At 60.9% G+C, this 20,934-nt stretch carries 19 protein-coding genes; 2 read left to right on the top strand and 17 right to left on the bottom strand.

Annotated elements, in window-relative coordinates; translation table 11 throughout:
- The 3 genes from A8V01_RS19495 to A8V01_RS19485 all read right to left on the bottom strand — a co-directional run.
- Nucleotides 1-640: PHP domain-containing protein (locus tag A8V01_RS19495; protein WP_146037328.1), on the bottom strand; the 640-nt coding region annotated here is incomplete at its 3' end.
- Nucleotides 637-2,460, bottom strand: a complete 1,824-nt coding sequence (locus A8V01_RS19490) for a Y-family DNA polymerase (protein ID WP_342747402.1) — start codon at nt 2,458-2,460, stop codon at nt 637-639. The genes A8V01_RS19490 and A8V01_RS19495, both read right to left, overlap by 4 nt.
- Nucleotides 2,375-3,109, bottom strand: a complete 735-nt coding sequence (locus A8V01_RS19485; protein ID WP_103097992.1) for an ImuA family protein — start codon at nt 3,107-3,109, stop codon at nt 2,375-2,377. The genes A8V01_RS19490 and A8V01_RS19485 overlap by 86 nt, the downstream gene beginning before the upstream one ends.
- Before the next feature lie 227 nt (nt 3,110-3,336).
- Here A8V01_RS19485 and A8V01_RS19480 point away from each other — a divergent pair, with 227 nt between their 5' ends.
- The gene (locus A8V01_RS19480) at nt 3,337-3,822 is read left to right on the top strand and encodes a PH domain-containing protein (protein ID WP_103097991.1); all 486 of its coding nucleotides are present in this window, start codon (nt 3,337-3,339) and stop codon (nt 3,820-3,822) included.
- Between the two features lie 22 nt (nt 3,823-3,844).
- Here A8V01_RS19480 and tnpC read toward each other — a convergent pair whose 3' ends face one another.
- From tnpC to rpoD, 14 genes are all read right to left on the bottom strand, one after another.
- The gene (gene tnpC, locus A8V01_RS19475; protein ID WP_103097994.1) at nt 3,845-5,416 is read right to left on the bottom strand and encodes an IS66 family transposase; all 1,572 of its coding nucleotides are present in this window, start codon (nt 5,414-5,416) and stop codon (nt 3,845-3,847) included.
- A gap of 129 nt (nt 5,417-5,545) precedes the next feature.
- Nucleotides 5,546-5,770 carry an IS66 family insertion sequence element accessory protein TnpB gene (gene tnpB / locus A8V01_RS19470; protein ID WP_211295083.1) on the bottom strand — a complete coding sequence of 75 codons (225 nt, stop codon included), beginning with the start codon at nt 5,768-5,770 and terminating at the stop codon, nt 5,546-5,548.
- 7 nt (nt 5,771-5,777) lie between these two features.
- Nucleotides 5,778-7,868: a recombinase family protein gene (locus A8V01_RS19465; protein WP_103097989.1), complete on the bottom strand. Its 2,091-nt coding sequence runs from the start codon at nt 7,866-7,868 to the stop codon at nt 5,778-5,780.
- Nucleotides 7,846-8,028, bottom strand: a complete 183-nt coding sequence (locus A8V01_RS19460; RefSeq protein WP_103097988.1) for a hypothetical protein — start codon at nt 8,026-8,028, stop codon at nt 7,846-7,848. The genes A8V01_RS19465 and A8V01_RS19460 overlap by 23 nt, the downstream gene beginning before the upstream one ends.
- Before the next feature lie 245 nt (nt 8,029-8,273).
- Entirely contained in the window at nt 8,274-8,501 is a 228-nt protein-coding gene (tnpB, locus tag A8V01_RS19450; protein ID WP_103097987.1) for an IS66 family insertion sequence element accessory protein TnpB, read from the bottom strand.
- Entirely contained in the window at nt 8,498-8,956 is a 459-nt protein-coding gene (tnpA, locus tag A8V01_RS19445; protein WP_103097986.1) for an IS66-like element accessory protein TnpA, read from the bottom strand. The genes tnpB (A8V01_RS19450) and tnpA overlap by 4 nt, the downstream gene beginning before the upstream one ends.
- Before the next feature lie 748 nt (nt 8,957-9,704).
- The gene (locus A8V01_RS19440; RefSeq protein ID WP_103097985.1) at nt 9,705-10,574 is read right to left on the bottom strand and encodes a DUF4238 domain-containing protein; all 870 of its coding nucleotides are present in this window, start codon (nt 10,572-10,574) and stop codon (nt 9,705-9,707) included.
- Nucleotides 10,575-10,726: 152 nt separating this feature from the next.
- Nucleotides 10,727-11,221, bottom strand: a complete 495-nt coding sequence (locus A8V01_RS19435) for a Mov34/MPN/PAD-1 family protein (RefSeq protein ID WP_170066002.1) — start codon at nt 11,219-11,221, stop codon at nt 10,727-10,729.
- Nucleotides 11,214-13,079 (bottom strand): ThiF family adenylyltransferase, encoded by a 1,866-nt coding sequence (locus A8V01_RS19430; protein ID WP_146037326.1) that lies wholly within the window; start codon nt 13,077-13,079, stop codon nt 11,214-11,216. The genes A8V01_RS19435 and A8V01_RS19430 overlap by 8 nt, the downstream gene beginning before the upstream one ends.
- Nucleotides 13,003-14,157: an SMODS domain-containing nucleotidyltransferase gene (locus tag A8V01_RS19425; RefSeq protein ID WP_103097982.1), complete on the bottom strand. Its 1,155-nt coding sequence runs from the start codon at nt 14,155-14,157 to the stop codon at nt 13,003-13,005. Before A8V01_RS19425 ends, A8V01_RS19430 begins: the two co-directional genes overlap by 77 nt.
- A gap of 1 nt (nt 14,158) precedes the next feature.
- Nucleotides 14,159-15,661, bottom strand: a complete 1,503-nt coding sequence (locus tag A8V01_RS19420) for an SAVED domain-containing protein (protein WP_103097981.1) — start codon at nt 15,659-15,661, stop codon at nt 14,159-14,161.
- 433 nt (nt 15,662-16,094) lie between these two features.
- Nucleotides 16,095-17,546 carry a DUF6880 family protein gene (locus tag A8V01_RS19415; RefSeq protein WP_103097980.1) on the bottom strand — a complete coding sequence of 484 codons (1,452 nt, stop codon included), beginning with the start codon at nt 17,544-17,546 and terminating at the stop codon, nt 16,095-16,097.
- Between the two features lie 31 nt (nt 17,547-17,577).
- Nucleotides 17,578-18,222: a hypothetical protein gene (locus A8V01_RS19410; protein ID WP_103097979.1), complete on the bottom strand. Its 645-nt coding sequence runs from the start codon at nt 18,220-18,222 to the stop codon at nt 17,578-17,580.
- Nucleotides 18,223-18,256: 34 nt separating this feature from the next.
- Nucleotides 18,257-20,308 carry an RNA polymerase sigma factor RpoD gene (rpoD, locus tag A8V01_RS19405; protein WP_425437345.1) on the bottom strand — a complete coding sequence of 684 codons (2,052 nt, stop codon included), beginning with the start codon at nt 20,306-20,308 and terminating at the stop codon, nt 18,257-18,259.
- 405 nt (nt 20,309-20,713) lie between these two features.
- Here rpoD and A8V01_RS19395 point away from each other — a divergent pair, with 405 nt between their 5' ends.
- Nucleotides 20,714-20,926 (top strand): helix-turn-helix domain-containing protein, encoded by a 213-nt coding sequence (locus A8V01_RS19395; protein WP_103097976.1) that lies wholly within the window; start codon nt 20,714-20,716, stop codon nt 20,924-20,926.
- Nucleotides 20,927-20,934 lie beyond the last annotated feature (8 nt).

Genomic DNA, 20,934 nt, shown 5'->3' with positions numbered 1-20,934 from the left:
CGCGGCAATAGCCAAGGTCATCGACCCGGCAGTTGTGCCGGATCGCGGTCACCACATCCTGCCGCAGCCGGGCATCGGGCGCATGGTAGAGCACGTCGCCGGTGACGACGGCGCGCACCCCGGCCTCCCTCGCCTGGCGCGCCAGCGCGTCGATCCGCACGGCATCGCCCGGGCGGCGGCGCTGGAACAGCGCCATATGCGCGCGCCTGCCATAGACGGACCGCAGATCGACGAGCGCTGCAGCATTCTCGGCATCCGCCTCGTGCGGCAGGAGAATGGCGATCACGCCCTCGGACCAGGCTTCGAGTTCGGGCCAGTGCAGCAGGCAAGCCCCTTTCCCCGCCCGGCGCTTACCGATAGTGAGGAGGCGCGTGATCCGCGACCACGCCTTCCGGTCAGTCGGGTAAAGGAGCAGCCGGCGACCGCAGGACAGATCGACCCGGGTTCCGGCGATGAGGCGTACCCCGGTGGCCTTCTCCGCCTCCCAGGCGCGGACCACCCCGGCGACACTGCCAAGGTCGGCAATGCCGATGGCGGAATACCCGAGCTTCGCCGCGACCGAGAACAGCTCGTCCGGGCTCGACGCCCCGCGCAGGAACGAGAAGTGCGTGAGCACCTGGAGTTCGACATAGGCGGTCATGCGAACACCCCGTGCATCCACCACGAGAGATCGCCGGTTTCGCCGGCAACGCCGTCGCCGCGGCGGAACACCCAGTAGCGCCCACCCGTTTCGTCCTCGACCCGGTAGTAGTCGCGCACAGCCCAGACTTCGGCATTGCGCCGCCACCACTCGCCATGGATGCGCTCGGGCCCGTCGCCGGCCACGACCGTGTAGGACCGTCCGCGCCATTCGAAACGGCGCGGAGGCTGATCGGGCAGCAAAGCCATGACCCGGCGCAAGGGTTCGGGCCGCGTGAACAGCCGCACCGGGCGCTGCCAGGCTGGCCAGGAGCCAGTCGTCTCAATCGGACTGATAAGCCTCACTGCACGCTCAGGCACATAGCTCTCGACTGGCGCGATGCGGAACACGGCACCGGGTCCGATCCTGCCAGCCACAACGTCGACCAGGCGCGCGGGATCACGAACCGTACTTTCCCCAGCGAGGATCGCCCCCAGGTTCTCGGCATCGAGCGGCTCGGTGTGCGGCGCCAGCAGCCGGAACTGCTCAAGGCCCATGCCAGGGTCGATGCGCTCGATCCTGAGCTTCAGCAGGCGCAGCAAATGCGGCACCTCGCGGGTCGGGCGGGAAGTGCCGATCGCCACCACCTGCTCGCCGCCATCGATCCGCAAGGCGCAGAGGCGCAGCGACCGCGCGCCCAGCCCCCGGCGCTGGAGCACTTCTGCCAAGTCCTTCAACAGGTCGTGCATCACCTGAGCTATCGCTTCGGCCGTGCCGATCGGCTCGAGCAGCCGACGCTCGACCGCCGGGATGACCACGTCCTCGCGCGGCGTGATTGGCTCGGCCTTGCCGCCAAGCGCCTGGTCGAGCCGGCCGATGGTGGCGAGACCCAGCCTGCGTGCCAACGGCCCGCGCGCGACGGGCAGCAGGTCGGCGATAGTTTCGAACCCGAACTTGCGCGCAGCGGCTAACGCCCCGCCTTCGAGGCGCAGCGCGGCTACCGGAAGCGGCGATAGCGCCTTGAGCACGCCTCCATGCGGGATGATGACAATATCCTCGCGCCCATAGCGAGCCAGCGCATGCGCGGCGCCCGGGGTTTCGGCTATCGCGAGGCGGGCGGTGAATCCGGCCCGGCGACAGAAGGCATGGAGCCGCTGGCAAAAGCGTGCCTCTCCGCCATGCAGGTGCGCGGCACCCGTCAGGTCCAGCCAGATCCCGTCAGGCGGCGAGACCGCGACGACCGGCGACCAGCGGCGGATGCCGAACAGGGCCAGGCGATCGAGCAGCGCCGCGTCGGCCTCAGGCTCCGCCACGCGGAAATCGAGATCGGAAACGAGCGCACGAGCGTGCGTTGCCGCCATGCCGACATGGATGCCCAATGCTCTCGCCGCCGGACAAGCCGCAACGATCTCGTCGCGGCGGCCGAGCTTGCCGATGAGCGCCAGCGGGGCAGCCATGACTTTCGGCGCGTCGCGCATCTCTTCCGGCGCTACTGACGAAGCCATCCGCTTGAACGGATGCCCCCTAGTCTCGGAGCGTCGTCCCAGCTCCCGCATTGGCGGCCTGGCGTGCAGCGGCAACGCTGCGATCTCGCGCTCGACATCGGGGCGTGTGCGGTCCTCGCCCCTGACGGTCCCCTGCCCTTCCCCATTCTGCCGCTCGCGTGCCCACCGGGCACCCGGCCGCCAACCGCCCCCGCGAGGGACCGAACAGGCACCGGGATTGTCGTCGACGGGAAGCTGGAGAACGCGCGGCTCAGGCCGCGGCGCGGCGAACCGATCCTGCCGTCTCAGCCGTTCGATGGCGAGGAACGGCAGGAACAGCGAGACGACCCGTCGCATCGCATCCCTCCACGATCAGGGAAAAGCCTTCGCCGCCGCGCTGGCGCGCGAGTTCGACGAGCCAGCGCGGGCGTCCGACACCGGCAACGCCGAGGCGCTCGGAGGGCGCACTGGCGACCCGCCACCGGGTCCAGGCAGCCGATGGATCGGCGAGCGGATCACGATCCCTGCCGCGGTGACGCCGCAGCAGGAGCACTGGGATGTCAGCCTCGGCGGCGGCAAGCTGCAACCGGCGGGTGGCGACCATCGAGACCTTGCTGGCTTCGGCAAAGACGGCGGCGGGCGTTCCATCGCGCACCGCATCCTCGACGACGCCAAGCAGTGCAGCATCATCGCTCGGATGCGCGTGGATGACATCGGCCGAGCCAAGCCCTGCCTGCTCGAGGCCAGGGGCGTAGAGATCGTTCCGACAACTCACCCAAAGGACCGGCGCTGACGCTAAGCGCGCTTCCCGCGCGGCGATGCCGGCAAGAAACAGCGTGGCGGCCGCGTCGTCGACCAGCGAGCAGGTCAGCGCCGTCGCTTCGTGCAAAGCGCCGGCCCGCATACCGCCACTGGCCAAACGCGCGTCCAGCGCTTCGGGGCCGAAGGGCATGATCCGAAAGTCGGCGAGCGGCGTCGTAATGGCGCGAAGGGCATCAATGCCCATCTGCGCATGAGATGAAGCAGGGTTCATAGTAAGCGTCCGCTGAAGACCGTCCTACGGCGCAACGCTGCGCCGGGAATCCAGGCTGTGAAGCTGGCCCCAAACTGAAGCCTATTGCTTCCGTTTCTCTTCGATCTACCCATTGCAGAATGACCTCCACAACGACGCCAACTCTGGCTGTTTTCCCTCGCCGTTGGCTATGGCCGTTCGCATTTCTCACGGCGGGGCTGATGGTAACAGCGCCTTTTGCCCTGATTTTTGCAGGAATCGTGTACTTTGCGGTGACCTTTCAAGGCGTATCAAGCTTTGCAGAGGTTGCTGTCGCGATCGGGGCCGCGATCATGGCATGCCTGTGGTTGTGGCTGGCTTGGTTCACCGCCAAGCTATTCATGCACAGGAAAAGCCCGCTTCTGAGGATCTCGGATGATGGCATCGAAATTCCGCATCGCCGACCACATTTCATCCCTTGGGATCAAATAGCATCAGTGGATCAGACGGAATCTGGCAGGATCACCTACCTTCGCCTCCGACTGGTATCCCCAAACGAACTCCTGACTTGCTGGCAACGGCGCGTTCAATGGCCTTTGAGCGATAGTGTGCTGATTACGCTCGACATGGACAGATCGCTTGAAGCCAACCCTGCTTTTGTGGCGGTCAAGGCGAGGCATGCGGAACATTCAAAAGTTAAAACCGATAGTTTGGATGCCAGCGCCTGACCGAGAAGTGGACGATCCCCAGTTATTCGCGCAAGGCCCAGTTCCACGGCAGCAGTTCATCGATCCGATTGATCGGATGCCCCTTGCCGATGCGATCGAGGACATCGGCCAGCCACTCCTGCGGATTGACTCCACTAAGCTTTGCCGTCTCAAGTAATGAATACATGGCGGCGGCGCGCTCCCCGCCACAGTCGGCACCTGCGAAAAGCCAGTTCTTCCTGCCAAGGCAGATTCCCCGCAGGGCATTCTCTGCCGGATTGTTGTCGATCTCCAGCCTGCCGTCGTCGGTGTAGGTGAGCAGTTGCGACTTAAGCTTCACGGCATAACGCAGGGCCTCGGCTAGCGGTGAACGCGCCGATGCCTTTGACAGCACCTCTTCAGCCCAGGCGAAGAAATCCAGCGCCTTCAGCTTTGAGAGCTTGCGAGCCTTGCGGCGGAAATCTGCGGGTTCGCGCACGATCTGCCGCTCGACGTCGTAAAGCTCGCCGATCATCTGCAGGCCATCGAGCGCAGCCGAGTTCGGGTCTGCCTTGTAGACATCGTTCAGCTTGCGCCGGGCATGGGCCCAGCAGGCAACGGGCGTGATCGGCGCGGGCTGGCGGTCACTCGCGTAGAGGCGCTCAAAACCGGCATAAGCATCGGCTTGCAGGAAGCCTGCAAAGGTCTTGAGATGCTCGCGCGGTCGCTCGCCCTTGCGATCCGGGCTGTAGCGGAACAGCGCTGCCGGCTTGTCCAGATGGCTCCATCGTCGGTTATCGCGAAGGTAAACCCATAGTCGCCCGGTTGCCGTCTTCCCGGTCCCCGGCGCCAGCACCGGGACGGGTGTGTCGTCGGCGTGGAGCTTCACGCTGGCCATGACGTGATCGGCGATCCGATCGACCAGCGGTTGCAGCAGCCAGCTTGCCTGGCCCAGCCAGTCCGCCATCGTCGAGCGGCTGATCTCGACACCCTCTCGCGCGTACATCTGCGATTGGCGATACAGCGGCAGGTGATCGGCGAACTTGGAGACGATGACGTGGGCCAACAGGCCGGGACCGGCACGGCCGCGCGGCACGGGCAGCGCCGGGGCCGGTGCCTGACTGATCATATCGCAGCGGTTGCAGGAAAGCTTGGGCCGGACGTGACGGACGACGCGGAAGCGGCCGGGGACATATTCCAGCACTTCGGTCACGTCCTCGCCGAGCTTGCCCATCGTGCCCCCACAGGCGGAGCAGCCGTCGGCATCCGGAGCTGCGTGCATAACCTCATCGCGAGGAAGATGATCGGGTAGCGGAGCACGGCGAGGCTTGCGAGGGGCAGCCCTGGCCGGGGAATCTTCGGGCACATGCCCCTCGATCACACACTCGGCATGGGCATGCTCGGCCTCGAGATCCTCCAGCGTCAACTCGAGCTGGTCGGCTTGGAGGGCAAGGCGCTCCGAAGACTGACCGAACTTCATGCGCCGGAGGCGGGCCAGTTGGACCTTGAACTTCTCGATCTGCAGCGCCGTCAGCTTGATCGAGTTCTGGGCGGTCTCGAGCTTCTCGCGGGTCGCGTCATGGGCCGCCCGTTCCGCCTCCAGCGCCTGCTCCGAAGCCGCCAGACGTGCGCGCATCGCCTCCGCAAAAGCGCGCAGTTCTGCGGGATCAGCAGGGAGTTCGAGATCGTCGGGAGACACGCTTCCCGGTAGCAGAATCCGGCCTCCCGCCCAAGCAGAAAGCCCTGAAATGCGGCGATTATCGCATCAAATTTGCACCGGCAGGCGGGGCGGATTGGGGGCCACTGTGCGCCGCCAATCCATCGCTTCGATCAGCAGTGCAAACTGCGCCGGGGTCAGCACGACACCGCCTTCGATGAGCGGCGGCCAGACGAAACGGCTCCGTTCCAAACGCTTGGCGAACAGGCAAAGCCCGGTGCCATCCCAGTGCAGCGCCTTCAGGTAATTGCCACACTGCGTTTCATAATGCATTGCTCCATCAGATGCCGGGAAGGCGGACAACTTTATCGTATTGATAATCCTCATAATGTTTGGGTCGTCTGTCGATGACGGTTTGCACCCCTATCCTAACGGCTTCCGAGGAGAGCGCTTCGATGGGAACGAGGTACGGCGCCCCTTTCATGATTTGCGTGGCCGGCAGTATCTTTTTCCCGACCAGCATCTGCGCTGAGCCCCTACAGATACCGAGTTGTTCGGCCGCTTTGCCCAAGCTGATGTACTTTCCATCGCTCTTCGCTGGATCATATTCGGGAAGCCCGAGCCGCTCGCGCATGTCGCGCACGCGCACCGTCGTCCAGGTTTCCCCGTCACTGGTCCTGCACAGCATGCGATTGAGGGAGACGGCAAGATCTCGATCGGACCAGTGCCCGGCAAGCTTGCGAAGTGCCTGAACTGCTGTCGGGGTGGCATCTGTCGGGCGACGCCCGCACTTGACTCGCCCCACTCGAAGCTCGGAGTGGCGGCCGCCGACCCAATGGATGAGCAGCACGGCTTCGTTAGTGTCATTGTCGAGTTCGAAGACGATTTCCTTGACGAGAGAGTGGATCAAGCGCTGTTTTGTGCGCGTGTCGGTCGACGGGGCATTCCAGACAGCTGGCAGGTCTTGGGCAAGTTGGAGCAGCAGAGCGCGATCGATCTTTGGCTGTGCAGCCAAGCCAGCACGTTTCTCCTCGATGCGCTTTTCCAACTCCGCAACGCGCTCCAAGGCCGCATTCCATCGCGCTTCGAGTTCCCGGGCAACGTGCCGTTTCGCTGGATCAACCAACTCATATCGACGCGCGGCAAGCGACGCCTCGTAGCGCTCACCTTCAAGGTCGCGCTCGATCGCGGCGACGATGTCGTTGGTGGATCGCGCCAACTGATCCGATGCGAAGATTGCCGCCTCCACGGCGCGGTCGGAGACTGCGTCAAGGCAGGCCAACGCAACGGCCTTGTCGACACGTACGCCGCCGATGCCGATACAGAGTCCAGCACCAACATGCCCGTCGTCACCGCGGCATTGGTAACGATGCGCATGTCCCTTTGCCATGCCGTAGAACACGCGCATCATTCGTCCACAGCGTCCGCAGCGCATCAAGCCGGTCAACAACGCCCGTCCGCCGCGGCCCGACTTTCGATCACAGTTCTTCTTCATGTGAGCGTTCTCGAGTAGCAGGCGTTGGTTTTCCTCGTATTCCTGCCAACTGATGTAGCCCGGATGATGGTCATGGATCAGTGTCGACCACTCGTTTCGTGGCTTCTTGTAGCCGCCGGTCTTCCGAGATCGCCCATCGACGACCTTGGTGCGCTGCCCCACGCGGCCGAAGGCATAAGCACCAGCGTAAAGGGGGTTATGCAATATCTGCATTACAGTGTGGTAGGCTGGAGCCTTCCACTCCATTTTGCAGATCTCCACGTTCCGGCGCATCACCGGCATCTTGAGGTTGGCCGCACGAAGCCAAAGGAACACCTGCCGGGCGCTACCGAGTTCCCTGAACTTGGCGAACACCAGTCGGACGGCCTCTTGGACGTGTTCGTCCGGGTCGATCTCGATGGCGTCGATTTCGTTCCAGCGCAGGCCCGGCGGAAGGGCAAAGCGATATTCGCCCCTACGAACCTTGGCATCGCGCGCGGCCAAACCGCGCTGCCGGATCAGACTGAGCTCATATTCGGACATCGTTCCTTTCAGCCCGAGCAGAAGACGATCATTGATCAGGCGAGGATCATAAGTGCCATCGGGATCGATGACCAGCGTACCAGCGAGAGCACACAGGTCGATGAGATGGTGCCAATCGCGTCCGTTGCGGGCAAGGCGAGATGCCTCGATGCAATAGACGGCCCCGACGTTACCTGTGCAGACCAGCCCGACCAGCTTCTCAAAACCAGGTCGTTCCATGCTGCCCGAACCCGAACGACCAAGATCTTCATCAATGACTGTCACGGTTGCAAAGCCTGTCGCGTTCGCCGCACCGGCAAGGTCATATTGGCGGCGCTGGCTTTCCAGGTTTCCGGTCACTTGCGCCATGGTCGACTGGCGGACGTAAACAACGGCCGCGCGGGAGAGATGCTCAGGCGTTACCTTGGTGGTCATCCACGCCTCCCTCGACTGCCGTTGCGCCGACTGCTTCCAGAAGCAGATCGGCCAGTGTCTCCACCACGCCCTTCGGGCGCATGCCGTCCAACGGTTTCGGAACTGGGGGATCGAACTGCAGCTTGAGCTGTGTTCTGTTTTGGCGTCGGGATGCTCGCACAACCTTTCTCCTTCGATTCTGAAGGAGCGGATGTTGCCCGACGTTTCCGAGTCTTCCCCAACACACCAAGCAATCGCGCCAACTCGGTGAGACCCTCGACGCTGATTTCGGGCGCGCCTTTGGCCATGCCGCTGCAATAGTCGGCGTCGAACATCCACAGCGGGACCTCGCGTGAGTAGCCGGGCAACAGATCTGTGATGATAAGTTTCAGCTGCTTGCCGCGCCGGAATGGAGCGACCTGCAGTTCAATCCCGGAAAATGGATGCCACGGATACCGGATCGTATCGCGGCGCAAAACGTATGTCGAATGTCGGTAAGTTGCCGCTCTTGCTGCGAAACAGGAAGACATGCCCGCCGTAGGGCTCGACCGCGAATAGCGGGCGGACCAACGCCGCCAGCCCATCGAAACCGAGCCGCATGCTGACCGGCTTGCTCGCGAGATAGACCTTCGTTCCAGGTGCCAGCGAAATCACGATACGTCCCGGAAAGCACGCAGCACCCGGGCCAGCGCCTTCTCGTTGACGTAGCTGTCCACCGACAGACGAACGCCGCTGGGCAGGTCTATGTCTATCGCACCGGGCCGGGCGCCGGGATGCGGGCGGACCAGTTCCTCCGGCGCTGACGGCATCGGCGACGAAACAGGTCGCGGCGCCTTCTGGGGCTCGGGCATCGCCGGCACGGCCACAGGCTCCGTTGTTATGATTGCCCCGTAGGGAATGAACTCGAGCGCCTCACTGGCGATCGCCGCTGCCTGGCGGCGCGCCGATCGCCAATTATAGATCAAGCTCTCGGCAATCTCATGGCGCTCGGCAACCTGGCGGACCGATACGCCGTGTGCATCCGCCTCGGCGAGGATCGCCGCCTTCTCGGCATCCGAAAACTTCCTGCGCCGTTCGGTGCGCGCGATGATCTCCACCCGATCCTTCACTTGGCCTCCTTCTGGAGTCCAGAAAGAGACTCCTTAGCGGAAGTCCATCAGCGCCGAGCCGAAATGCCGCAACACGCCCGAGGGCGGACGCTTACGGTTCATAGTGATTCTTGAGACTCGAACTTGTTCCTTTTATGTTCTCATTCTCAACCCCTCGTGGTCAACCGGTTTAAATCGGCCCTAGCGCCCTGCATGAGGACAACCCTGTGCACACGGCGCAATCACCGGGCTCACTACCATCTTGCAGGATTGTGGGGAGAGTTCGTGAAGCATAGCATCAGACGCTCGAGCTCGGAGCGAAGTTAAACAATGCCAACGCTATCGAAACTGGATGGACCCGCTGGCCTGGTTGGCCGTTCCCAAGACGTTCCCACCCTTCCATTCGGTCAGTGGGCGAGAAACCAAGGCCTCGGACGCGATGACCCAGACGACGTGGCGAACGCTGGGAGTCAGAAGATCGCAGACAGCCAAAGGTATATTCGGCCTGCGAAGCGCGATCAGATAGTTGCTCAGGATTGACGCGGGTTTGGGACATTCGCGACTGTCGACTTCGGAGCTTCTGACTTGAGAAACCAGACACTCCCCTTATGCAGCTTGGTGTGCAACTTGCCGAGAATCTATTGACGACAACCGCCCCGATTCGGTCGGGGAGGTTGTCGGAAGAAGATACTGAAACCTACCATCCACTTCGGCCTGCTGCAGCCCAGATCCTTGCAGTAGAAGACAAGCGTCGCTGCGTAATCGGTTCTTATTGAGTCCCCAACTTCACTCCAGCGTAAGCAACCCCGGTCGCGAGTGAGCGCAGGAGCGTGCCTGATTTTCCGGCGATCACCTGGGAACGCGCGGCCGTAGCGACGTTCATCCGTCTGATCTGCTCGCGGTCAACCCTGATCACTTCAACGCCCTTTGGCTTGACCGTCTGTCCAAGCGCGATGTCCCATGTTATCGGTAAAAACAGCGTCGGGCGCGACAGGGAATTATCCGGATGGCGAAATCGCGCCATAGCGCCAGGTACGTCGCCGATGATGAAGCTCTTGGTCGGATCCGTGATCCTGTAGATGGCGAGCCCCAGCGCTTTGAACGCTGCCAGAACGTCCGGCGAGGGTGCCGCGCGCTGGGCGAGAACGATGGCGTTCTTTCGGACCCGCTCGGCGAGCCCAGGTTCATTGGGGTCGCTTCCATCTTCGACGTAGATATCCCGAATCTGCGCAACCGCGGTGTCGACCTTCGCTGCAAATCCCATTTGTTCGGTATACGCCGCGATCGCGCCAGGAGCCCGCTTGAGCTGGTAGTAGAAGAACTGATCCCAGAAGCTCCATGCCCCTGCGTCCAGGTCCGGCGTCTTGCCGTCACGCACGATGGCGGCGAGGCGGGTGATGAATGGCCCCCCGACACCCTCAAGCTTTGAGAAGAATTTCTCAAGGGCGACATCCTTTGTCCCGTCCGCATGAACGAATGTGTAAAGATCTTTCTGGACAAAGAGATTCTTGGTCGAGATCGTGATGGGGGGGGTGGCCTCCATTTCGCGGCGCCAGAACCACAGGCTCTCATCTGCATCGGCGAAATGCCGCAGGATCATCTGCGGTATGAAATGATGGCGTTTCGGCTCCTTGGCCATACGAATTCCTCGGTGCTTCTCACGAATTGTCTGCAAAATTCCCTATGAAAGCAGGACAGCGAGCAATCAATGGTTGGCCCGTCGACATGGCCTGTCAGTTGGTGCCGGGATGTCCGGGAGGAGCGAGAATCGCTCGCTGTCCCTCATATCCTTTATTCGACCGTGACCAGTCGATAAGGTGCTTCACCAATAGCCAAAACCGTTGCAGATACTTGCCATCGATCTGGGGGGATCCCCCCCATTATGACAAGTATCGGCTCCCGGCACTGATAACGGTGATCTGCAGCTATCTTTTCCATGGAGTGGTAATCGGAACCGCTCGGTTCCGGTGATCCCCCCGGATGGAAGTGCCACTCCCCAAGGTAGTGCTGACCTATATTCCAGCGCTCAGCCAGCAACTGCTTCAGGCCTGACGGACTTCGTTTGAACCAGAACAGGCCAAACCCAGAGCCCTTCGGCTTGGGAGTTGCTTCGATCACGACGGCCGTATCGCCGCTTGGGTCGATGCGACCGATCAAGATACCGCCCGTTTCCTTTCTACCGGCTTGTGCACACTCATCAATCATTGCCTGGAGAGCGGAATTCGAGATCACAACGTTGAAGCGATCATCGAGACTGCGAAACGCTAAGTCACCGTGATCAGACATCGATAATCTCCACGCCGTCACTCGCATTGCGTCGGAAGTAGCGCAGACGCCGGGTCGAATCGATGATGGCGGCCCGGCAGAACTTACTGCCGAGTGCTGCCCACTGTTGGACATCATCTGAGGAGGCTGGGAAAACAGGATGCCAGCAGCCAATGGCCTCGACGTTCGCCTCGTCGTGACGAACTGCGGGCGCACCTGCCTTAGCGAACCGGTTCTTTGCATCAATGACCGGGAAACTGCCTTCTTTGGCGCAGAATGCCAGTAATCCCTCAGCGCCCCAGGTCATTGATAGGCTGATGAAGATCTTTTCATCCTGCCAGTCGAAGTTCGACAGATGCTCAAGGGTGTCATCAGATCCAGTGCAATCGACGATGACATCGTAACCCCGCACATTCTCGGTAAAATCAGAGGCCATGCCTCTGTCGAACCTCATTGGAAATGACTGCAGAGCGGCATTTGGCGATACCGCGTTCAGTTTGCGGACGAGGGCGTCAGCTTTGGCATGGCCGACATCGTTCATCGAGAGAACGTGCCGCACAAGATTACCGGTGACCAAGATCTCACCGTCCATGACCCCCAATCGATGGGCTCCGGCGCGGACGAGGTTCTCCGCGATCGCACTTCCTAGTGATCCGGCGCCAACGATCAGGATTTTTCTGCTGCTAACTTCCGGCTCCACCCCGCCTCGAGATTGCAGCTGATCCGGCGCCCAGTTTTCCGTTCGAAGCCAGGTCAAGGACTTGTTCGAGCTGGCGAGCTGGCGATCCCATAATTTGCGCGATTCCTCTCGAGGCCGAAAACCATCTCGCTTTTCTGTCCGACCCGCCAACGGCATCTTCCCAACGGCGAGCCAATGCAGCCGAGATGGCGCTTCACCTACATGCTGTGAGAAAGGGAAGCCGATCAGCAACTGATGCGCGGCAGTTTTCCGCGAGCCGGCACGGTAACGGGCACCAGCACGCACCACGATATCTGCCAAATCGACGTTGTGGGCTAATAGGACATCTCGCAAGTGAGCCCAGGTCTTGGGCGCATCCCACGGCTCACGGACAGGGAGCACAGGCGCCAGCAGCCACACGGCGCCGATCGAACTCGGAGCGGCAGCCAGAGATGTGCCCCATTCGAAGCGGCGTATCGAGTTCGAGCGATCGTCGAGAAGCTCAGTTAGCGCCCAAGTTTTAGTGGCTCCGGGGACAGATGCGATACTCGCGAATCCCCAGCGTTCGTCCACACTCGCCGCCCAGTCGAGTCCCTCGAAAACCTCGCGGAAACCGAGTGTCAGCTTGGACCCTATCCCGACGCCGGCAGGAAGTTCGTTCGCGTCGCCTTCCTCAACAAGTGCGTCTGCGGCCGCCGCATCAATCCATTGTAGTAAGCGCCCCGTCTTCCAGAGCGCAGCCGCCGCCAACTCCCGCGGTTCGTCTTCCCACTGGTCTCGGCCCAAGCCGTCGATCGGACGCTCAAGGCAAGGTTTGCCGTCGCGCCACTTCGCGCCAGGCTCCGGCTCTGGATTGTAATCCTGATGTCGGAACGTTGTTGCGATGCCGCCAACAGTGTCCGGATAGATGAAGATGCCATCGGCCGGCTGATTAGGGCCGATGACCATGCGCCATTTTGTTTCACCGGGCATGTGTTGGCTAGGGGCGACGGAAAGGTGCGTGACAATCGCTAGATGCCAACGCCCCTTTTCATCGATCTCCCAGTCACCCTCAACCCGGATGCGCGCCTCATCGCGGATTTGCTCAGCGATGGTTTGTAGAACTGGCGGCGTCACCGAATGATCAGGCGAATCGACCGGTGGTGCTTGGAACTGCCGCCTGAGCAGGAGCCGTGAAACTTGAGCGAGCGCGATCTCCACCCTGAGGTCCTGGGACCGGAAAGCGAGAGCCGAACAGTTCACGCCATAGGCCAGCACTTTCCTGAGCATCCTGTGAAAGCAATGCGTCGCGGGCAGTTTCAGCAGCGCTCTCTGCCGCTGCGTGGAACGCCTTGAAGTCGTCGACAGCCAGGCGCTTCAGCACATCGTGCTCTGGCACGCCGTGATCGGCGAGCCTGGGCTTCATGCCAGCTGCCGCAAGCAATGCCCAGGTATCCCGCATCGACTCGAAAACCTGAACAACCCCTTGGGCCATTGAGGTGGTGCCATCCTGCAAAACGTGCCCGATCATATGTTCGAGCGGGTAGCCTTTCGGATACTTAGGCAAGCTATCGCTGTTGGTCTGCCGCCACCATTTGATGGCGCGCACGATATCAACGTAATTGCCATCGTTCGCTCGGTTCTTGGCAGCAGTCCATTGGATTTGTGCGAGTGGATGGGTACGGCCCCAGCCGTCGGCGTCGCGGTCCGGCAGCCAAAGCGGGTTCGGTTGCCACTTCTCACGCGGAGCATCTGCAAGCTCGACGACCTGTCGGCTGTCACCGAAAGGGCTGGGGACGAATGGTCGCCAATCTTCGTTCAACCGCCAGCTACGTGCTTCCTCCAGCGTATCGAGAGTTTCGACTGCTTGCGACCGATACAAACGCGTCATAAAATCGCGAGAATTCTGGTCGGACGGCAATGCGGTGATCACCAAATCCATGTCGACAAGCGACATCTCGATCCCAAATGAACGACCCTGCGGGCGCCACTTTCCGGGATACCACTTCTTCAGGAAGGGTATGAACCGGTCCATCGCATCGCGCGCAGATTCAGTAGTGGAATCGATATTGGTGACCACGACAATATCGACGTCCGGACGCTTATCGCCCAGCGGTCGAACCGCGGTCGAGCGGCGCACGCTTCCTTGAAGGAAGGTGGACACCACAAGTCCCTTCAAGTCGTCGTCCTGACTCAGCCGATTGCGAAGCGTCGTGGAGCTGGAGCGCCAGTTTTCCTTCTGCGCGTCAGTCGGCCTAATGGCGCCGAGGAATTCTTTGAATTGCGGCTTAAGCTCCATGTCAGTCGATCCTGAAGGTGGGTTCATAGGTGCCGTGTACCCGGCGTTCGAAGTCGTACTCGTAGTATGTGGAAGGCCCCATTGCCGCACGCTGCTGCCCTAAGAAGAACAGGAACCCGTTGGGCGCTGTGGCAAACACGTGGACGCGAGCCCCAATGGGAAGGCGATAAGCGCGAACGGCCTCGCCAACTTGATCGGCCAGCGCCGCGGCATGTGTTCCACCGCAGATAGCGCTTTGCGAGGGCGCTGGCGCAGCCTTCACTATCATTGTTTTCCCGACTGTAGGGAGATGGTTGGAAACATAGTCAGCCACATCAGCTGCGGCGTCGCGGGTTAGGCTAACGACCAATGCCAGGTCTTGGCCGTCTCCAGTGACCGTCGTTTCGATTGTGGCTTCTGGGCCGGCCTTGCCATCGTCAGCGCGCCAGATTGATGTTGGAGCACGACCTTTCTGTACCAGCTCAACATCAGCCCCGGTTTTGAGGTTGAGCACTGTGCCGGCAAGGTAGGCGAAGCTCGAATGTGCGTTGATAGTGAGCCTAATCGATTCGCCGACGTTGAGGGCGTCCCGAATAAAGGCTTCAGCCGTCGGCCGGAGATCGGTGTTCCAATCCTGGCCTTCTATGAGATACCGTCCGTCGAAGCGGTCGAGCAGCGATAGCCGGTTATCCGCGGTCGAATCTAGATCCGCAGCGATGCCATCACTAAAGCTGCGGATGGCGATGTTGTGATAGCGCGGCGGATCCCCGATGGTGAGCCAATTCTCATCTATGCAGAGCCTGTCGAAACTGTCGCGGGTCAGATTGTTGATCTTGTTAATTTTAAGCTGCTTAGCAGCCCCATCGTACTTGAAGGACAACGTGTCGCGGCAGGTTGTGAGCCCGACGACACGAAAACGGTCGTTCACTGCATCGCGCATCTGCTCCAGAGAAGCGTGACCCTCATGAATGCCGAAGCCTGATAGCAGGCTGCGCAGTTCTTCATCCGACGAAAGCCCAAGATGATCACACCAGAGTTTCCGAACTCTTCCCATCCTGCTTTTGTCGCCGCCGGCCACAAAGAGCTTGTCCAGGCGAAGTCGCCGATCGTCGTTGGAGAGCAAATCTAGAAGCTGATCGCCATCCTTAATTCGGTCTGTGGTGACCAGCGTAAAAGCAGCGTTCTCCGGCGATTTGTCCTTGGCTTCACGGAGGCGCTGAAGAATGGAAACAGCGGTGCCGCCAGTAAATGCAGGGTCGACCAAGTCCTCGTAACCGAATCGGCCAGCGGCCACGACATGATACTTGATCTGATAGTGGTGGACCCCGATTCGGTAACCCTGCGATCCTGGACGGGGCGGGTCGTACCGAACCACCACGTCATCGAAGCCCTTCGGAAAATCGGCTTCGTAGGACACTTCCGTCACGTTTGTCTGGTCGGGGTCACGTAGCGCCGAGGCGTGAAGCCAGAAGAAGCGGGCTTGATAATCATGCCCCTGCCACCCAGCTACTACAGCATTAGCCATACTTCTGTCCCCGAAACGAACGTATCAGGAATGGATATAGTCCATAGGCAGAACATACGCTATGCCCACGGCGGAAAAATTAACCATCGCTTCGTTTTAGGACATAACGAAAGCTTATTGGGAATATGTCTCCACCGAGCGCTTTGGGTTCACACTCGATTGGCCCGATCCCGCGCTGTTCAATTCGGAACTACCAATCAGACCCACTGTAGGCACTGACGAATCCTTGGCCACACCCTTGTCGCGCCGCTTCTAAAAACGACAACATCCCGCCTTGGCCGTCCAGAAAGCGGAAGCGGACGGGCCGCAGCTAGGAACGCGCATTTCGACGCTGTACGTCTCCAAAGGGTCGGGACCGGTCATCCAAGAGGATGAGCAGTCACGAAGGCGGGCTTCACAATAAGGTCGAGAACCAATCCGGGGCGGCGGTATATCAATCGACCAGGCCCCAGAAACCGCTCTTGCGCCCGTGCATCTTGCGTAATCTCGCTTCATAATCGGTGTGAGATTCATGCGCGCCAAAATCAGAGATTTGTCGCGAGAGGCTGGCGCACTCGAGGAGATGACGAGCAGCGTGCTTGTAACGCGTTGACCGGGCATGGATCAGGGTGAAATCGATCATGGCGCGCAGCACAAGGCTTGCTGCCAACGGATATTTCGCCGAAAGCGCGTCAGCGGCAGGCGTTAGGATTTCGTAATGGTCGCCGTCGATCTTCTCGAAGCGACCGATTACAAGGTCGGCGGCACGGTCAAGCTTCGGCCATTCCACGAAGAACGACAGTGCACCAAGAACGCTGTTGCAGGTTTGCGCGTGGTCGAAGGCACGCGTCTCAGCATCGATGTCCTCGAAATCCGCCAGCTGCTTGAGGTATTCACGCAAGTGCCCGGACGACAGCGAACTTTCGAAGCAGGACCAGCGCATGTCCTGTGCCTCACGCCCCCTGCCCAATGCGTCCAGAACGGCGATCCTTGCATCAACCCATTTGAAGTCCGGCCAATTGAAGCTGGAGTGACTGGGATTGTTCTGCGTTGCCGCATCAAGGATTTGAAGGGCATCGTCAGCACGATCTGCGGCGACGAGGCGATTGGCGATTTCAGCTGCGATCCGGGGCATCTTGCGGGTGGGTTCGTCATACTGCGCGATGAACGCATCGACATCGCCTAATGCGTCAGCGATCTCCATGAGAGCGAGCTTCACCGTGCTATCTCGGCTACGCTCGTCAATCTCATCCTGGTAGATGGCACCGCTTGATGCCCAACCCACGGCTACTCGATCCTTGCCTGCCGGCCTTTTAACCGGCGTCTTCGCCAGCGCAGTCATACGACCGCGCAGATAGGTAAGCCCGCGCTCTCCCAGAACGGCAGCAAGGGTGCCGATCAGGTCATCGTACTGGCCATACTCATTGGCGCTCAAAGCATCATAGACCGCGTCACCCAGCGCCTCCGGCCTGGGATTTGCCCTCACGGCAATCTCCGCCAGATCCGCGACAGCCTCGTGAAAAATGGCAATGACCATCCCGCTGCTGTCATCACAGCGCCCGAAGATGGAATTGGCCAGTCCAAGAAAACGCCAGATCAACGCCAGACCCTCGGCAGGGTCCGATTGAGCGACCTGCTCGACAATGGCCTTCCTTTGCGTCTGAAGATCCGCGATCAGGGCTTTACGGTTCTGCCAGTCGACGAAGGATCGCGATCGCCGGATCGTGCTGAGCCTTTTGTCCACTTCACGCGCCACCTCCCCCGGGCTTTGTGCGCCAGCAAGCTCGAGGCGCAGGCGACGCTTGGCGAGGGCATTTCCCGTGCTGATTTCGATCAGCAGTTGGGCGAGGCGAGCCGCCCCCAACTCCTCAAGGTTCTTAGCATTCAGGGTTTTCTTGGAAGCCAAAGTCTCAACTCGATCCGGGCTGATTGCACGGTTAGTGCATGACGGGTTTTGTGAGCGTAGATCCCTCGAGCATCTGATGTCGAGCCCGGGCGCAAGACAGCACAGCCTCATGGATTTCGGTTTCCATGATTTTGGTGAGTTCGCGCACGTGTCTGAAGGTCGTCTCGAGCTGGGTTCGGTTTTCCGCCTGGATGTCACGCGCGACCAGGTCCTCAATGCCGCCCATCATCGCGTGAAGTTCACCAAGGTGCCCCAGGGACATATGGGCTCGCTCCGGCAGGTCGAGGGTTTCATGACCACCGAACAGACCTTCAACAAAGCCTTCCAGCTCCTGTCGGCGCACTCGGGCGTACCTCGCAAGATTCTCAGCCGACGGCTCGAGATCAAGCCGGTAAAGCCTGAAGGGCGCTGTACGGCTATTATGCTTGGTCAGGCTGTTCCAAAGCTGATTGATCAGCACATCGATCAGATGATTGAGATCATCCATGGAATCGAACGGCGGAAATTCGCCGCCCCACAGCGCCTTAACCACTGGCAGCGACGAAGCCGCCATCAACGGTGAGGCGATTGCTCCGAGAAATCGCGTACGCACTTCATGGTAGGGAACCGGACAAGCGTGCTTCTCCAGCACATCGCGAACGACTTGCTCCTTCGGCGTTCTGAATTTTGACGTCATGTCTTCACATACCCATCAAAGCCTGGCGATGCTATCAGTCGAGGAAAGCACGCATGATGCGCGACCGACTAGGGTGCTTGAGCTTCCGCAGTGCCTTCGCCTCTATCTGGCGGATGCGTTCACGGGTTACCGAGAACTGCTGACCGACTTCCTCGAGAGTGTGATCAGTATTCATGCCGATCCCGAAGCGCATGCGCAGAACGCGTTCCTCGCGCGGCGTGAGCGACGCCAAGGAACGCGTTATCATCTCCTTGAGATTCGCCTCGATCGCCGCGTCCACCGGGATCACCGCGTTCTCATCCCGGATGAAGTCGCCCAGGGAGCTGTCTTCCTCGTCACCGACCGGGCTTTCAAGCGACACCGGCTCCTTTGCGATCTTTAGCACCCGCTTGACCTTCTCGAGCGGCATCGAGAGCTGCTCAGCCATTTCCTCGGGCGTAGGCTCGCGGCCATGCTCATGCAGGAAACGGCGGTTGGCGCGAACCAGCTTGTTGATCGTCTCGATCATGTGGACCGGAATGCGGATGGTGCGGGCCTGATCGGCGATCGAGCGCGTGATCGCCTGGCGTATCCACCAGGTCGCGTAGGTCGAGAACTTGTAGCCGCGGCGGTACTCGAACTTGTCCACCGCCTTCATCAGGCCGATGTTGCCTTCCTGGATCAGGTCGAGGAACTGCAGCCCACGATTGATGTATTTCTTGGCGATCGAGATCACCAGACGCAGGTTCGCCTCGACCATCTCCTTCTTGGCGATGCGCGCCTCGCGCTCGCCCTTCTGGACCATGTTGACAATGCGGCGGAACTCCGGGAGCGCCATGCCGATAGACGCGGCGATTTCCGAAACCTCGTTGCGGATCCGCTCGGCAGGGCCGGCTTCGGCGGCGGCGAACGCGGCCCACTTCTTGTCCCGGCCCGCCATCTCGGCGACCCAGGTCTCGTCCAGCTCACGGCCAACATAGGCTTCGAGGAAATCGGCGCGCTTCACCTTGTGGCGCTCGACTAGTCTCAGCATCTGGCCGCCCAGCGTCGTCAGACGACGGTTGGACACGTAGAGGTTGTCGATCAACTGCTCGATCTTGGCCGCATGGAACTTGACCGATTCCACCTCGGCGGTCAGTTCGGCACGCAGTTGCAGGTACTGTTCCTCGCGCGCTTCGGGGAAGACGATACCCAGCCCCGCCGCTTCCGTACGGTCGGCCTGAAGGCGCTCGAAGCTGTGGAACAGCCCGGCGATGAGCGCGAACTTCCCCAGCGCCTCGGGCATCAGCGTCGCTTCCATCTGCGCCAGGCTGATGCCGCCCTCCTCCGCATCCGCCTCTTCGCGGCGCGGGCCGGCGATCGGGTTACCATCCTCGTCCACCTGCGCAGCGTCCTGCTCCTCGGACTCCTCGTCATCGCTGAACGAGGGACCTGCGGTCTTCTCGCTGATCTCGCTGCCGTCCCCGGCCTCGCCGTCTTCGCCTAACGTCTCGACCTGCGGCTCCTTCGCCAGCATCGCGTCGAGATCGAGAATTTCGCGCAGCTGCATGTGGCCGGCGTTGAGCGCCTCGGACCACTGGATGATCGCATGGAACGTCAGCGGGCTTTCGCACAAGCCCTGGATCATCATGTCGCGGCCGGCTTCGATCCGCTTGGCGATAGCGGCCTCGCCCTCGCGGGTGAGCATTTCGGCAGCGCCCATCTCGCGCAAGTACATGCGCACCGGATCGTCCGTGCTGCCGAGGTTCTCGGCCTTCTTCGGTCGCGGCTCACGGCTCTCGAAGACAGCGCCGCCGTCAACGCCCTCTCTGCCATCGTCGGCGCCATCATCGGCCCCTTCGTCGGCAGGCAGCCGATCCTCGTCGCTGTCGTCCGACGAGGCGGCGCTGGCGGGCGCGTCATCGGCATACGGATCGTCCTCGTTCTCGACGACCCTGATGCCCATCTCCGACATCGCCGCCATGACGTCCTCAATCTGGTCGGCGGTCATCTGGTCCTGCGGCAGCGCGAGGTTCAACTCGTCGACGGTGATCGTGCCGCGACGCTTGGCATAGGCGATGAACTTGGCGACTGAACCTCGGCTCGCCTCGATGATTGGCTCTTCCATTTCTTTGCCGCGTTCGCTTCTGCTCATACTTGGGTCGTCAACTCGTCTTTGAAGTCTCGTTCACGAGACCATGCACGCATATGTAGCCGCCCCTTTGCCGGACAAGTCCGAGCAGTTCCAGCGTGCTTTCCACGATGCATGCTGAAGCATCAATGACGGGCATCAGAATGAAATAACCCCATATCGCGCTACTGCATGGCCATCCTCGCCACACATGCAGCACTGTGAATTGCAGCGCGCCTACGCCGCACCATTGCAGGCTCATCCCACGTCGGATTGAAATCCAACTTCCCGTTCGGTAAGATGCTGTCGTTCCGCTTCAACCAACGCTTATATTCTTACCGATCGGGAAGATATGACCTTGCCTGTAGGCGATGAAGATGCCATCTTACCGAACGGGAAGATATGATACACACCGCTCAACAATTCGGCTCAGCGATTGCGACCGCCCGCAAGGGCCTTGGCCTCACCCAGCGCGAACTCGCGCTTGCGATCAATACCGGCGAGCGTTTCATCGTGGATCTTGAGGCGGGCAAGGCCACTGCCCAATTGGGCAAGGCTCTTGCTGCTGCGCAGGCTGTCGGACTTCGACTGACGGCTTTGGGCTCGCCTGACTGAGCCGGCAC

The organism is Novosphingobium guangzhouense (assembly GCF_002896965.1).
In the GTDB taxonomy this organism is placed as follows: domain Bacteria; phylum Pseudomonadota; class Alphaproteobacteria; order Sphingomonadales; family Sphingomonadaceae; genus Novosphingobium; species Novosphingobium guangzhouense.
Note: the sequence above shows the minus strand (reverse complement) of the source record. Positions and strands in the feature narration are given on the sequence as shown.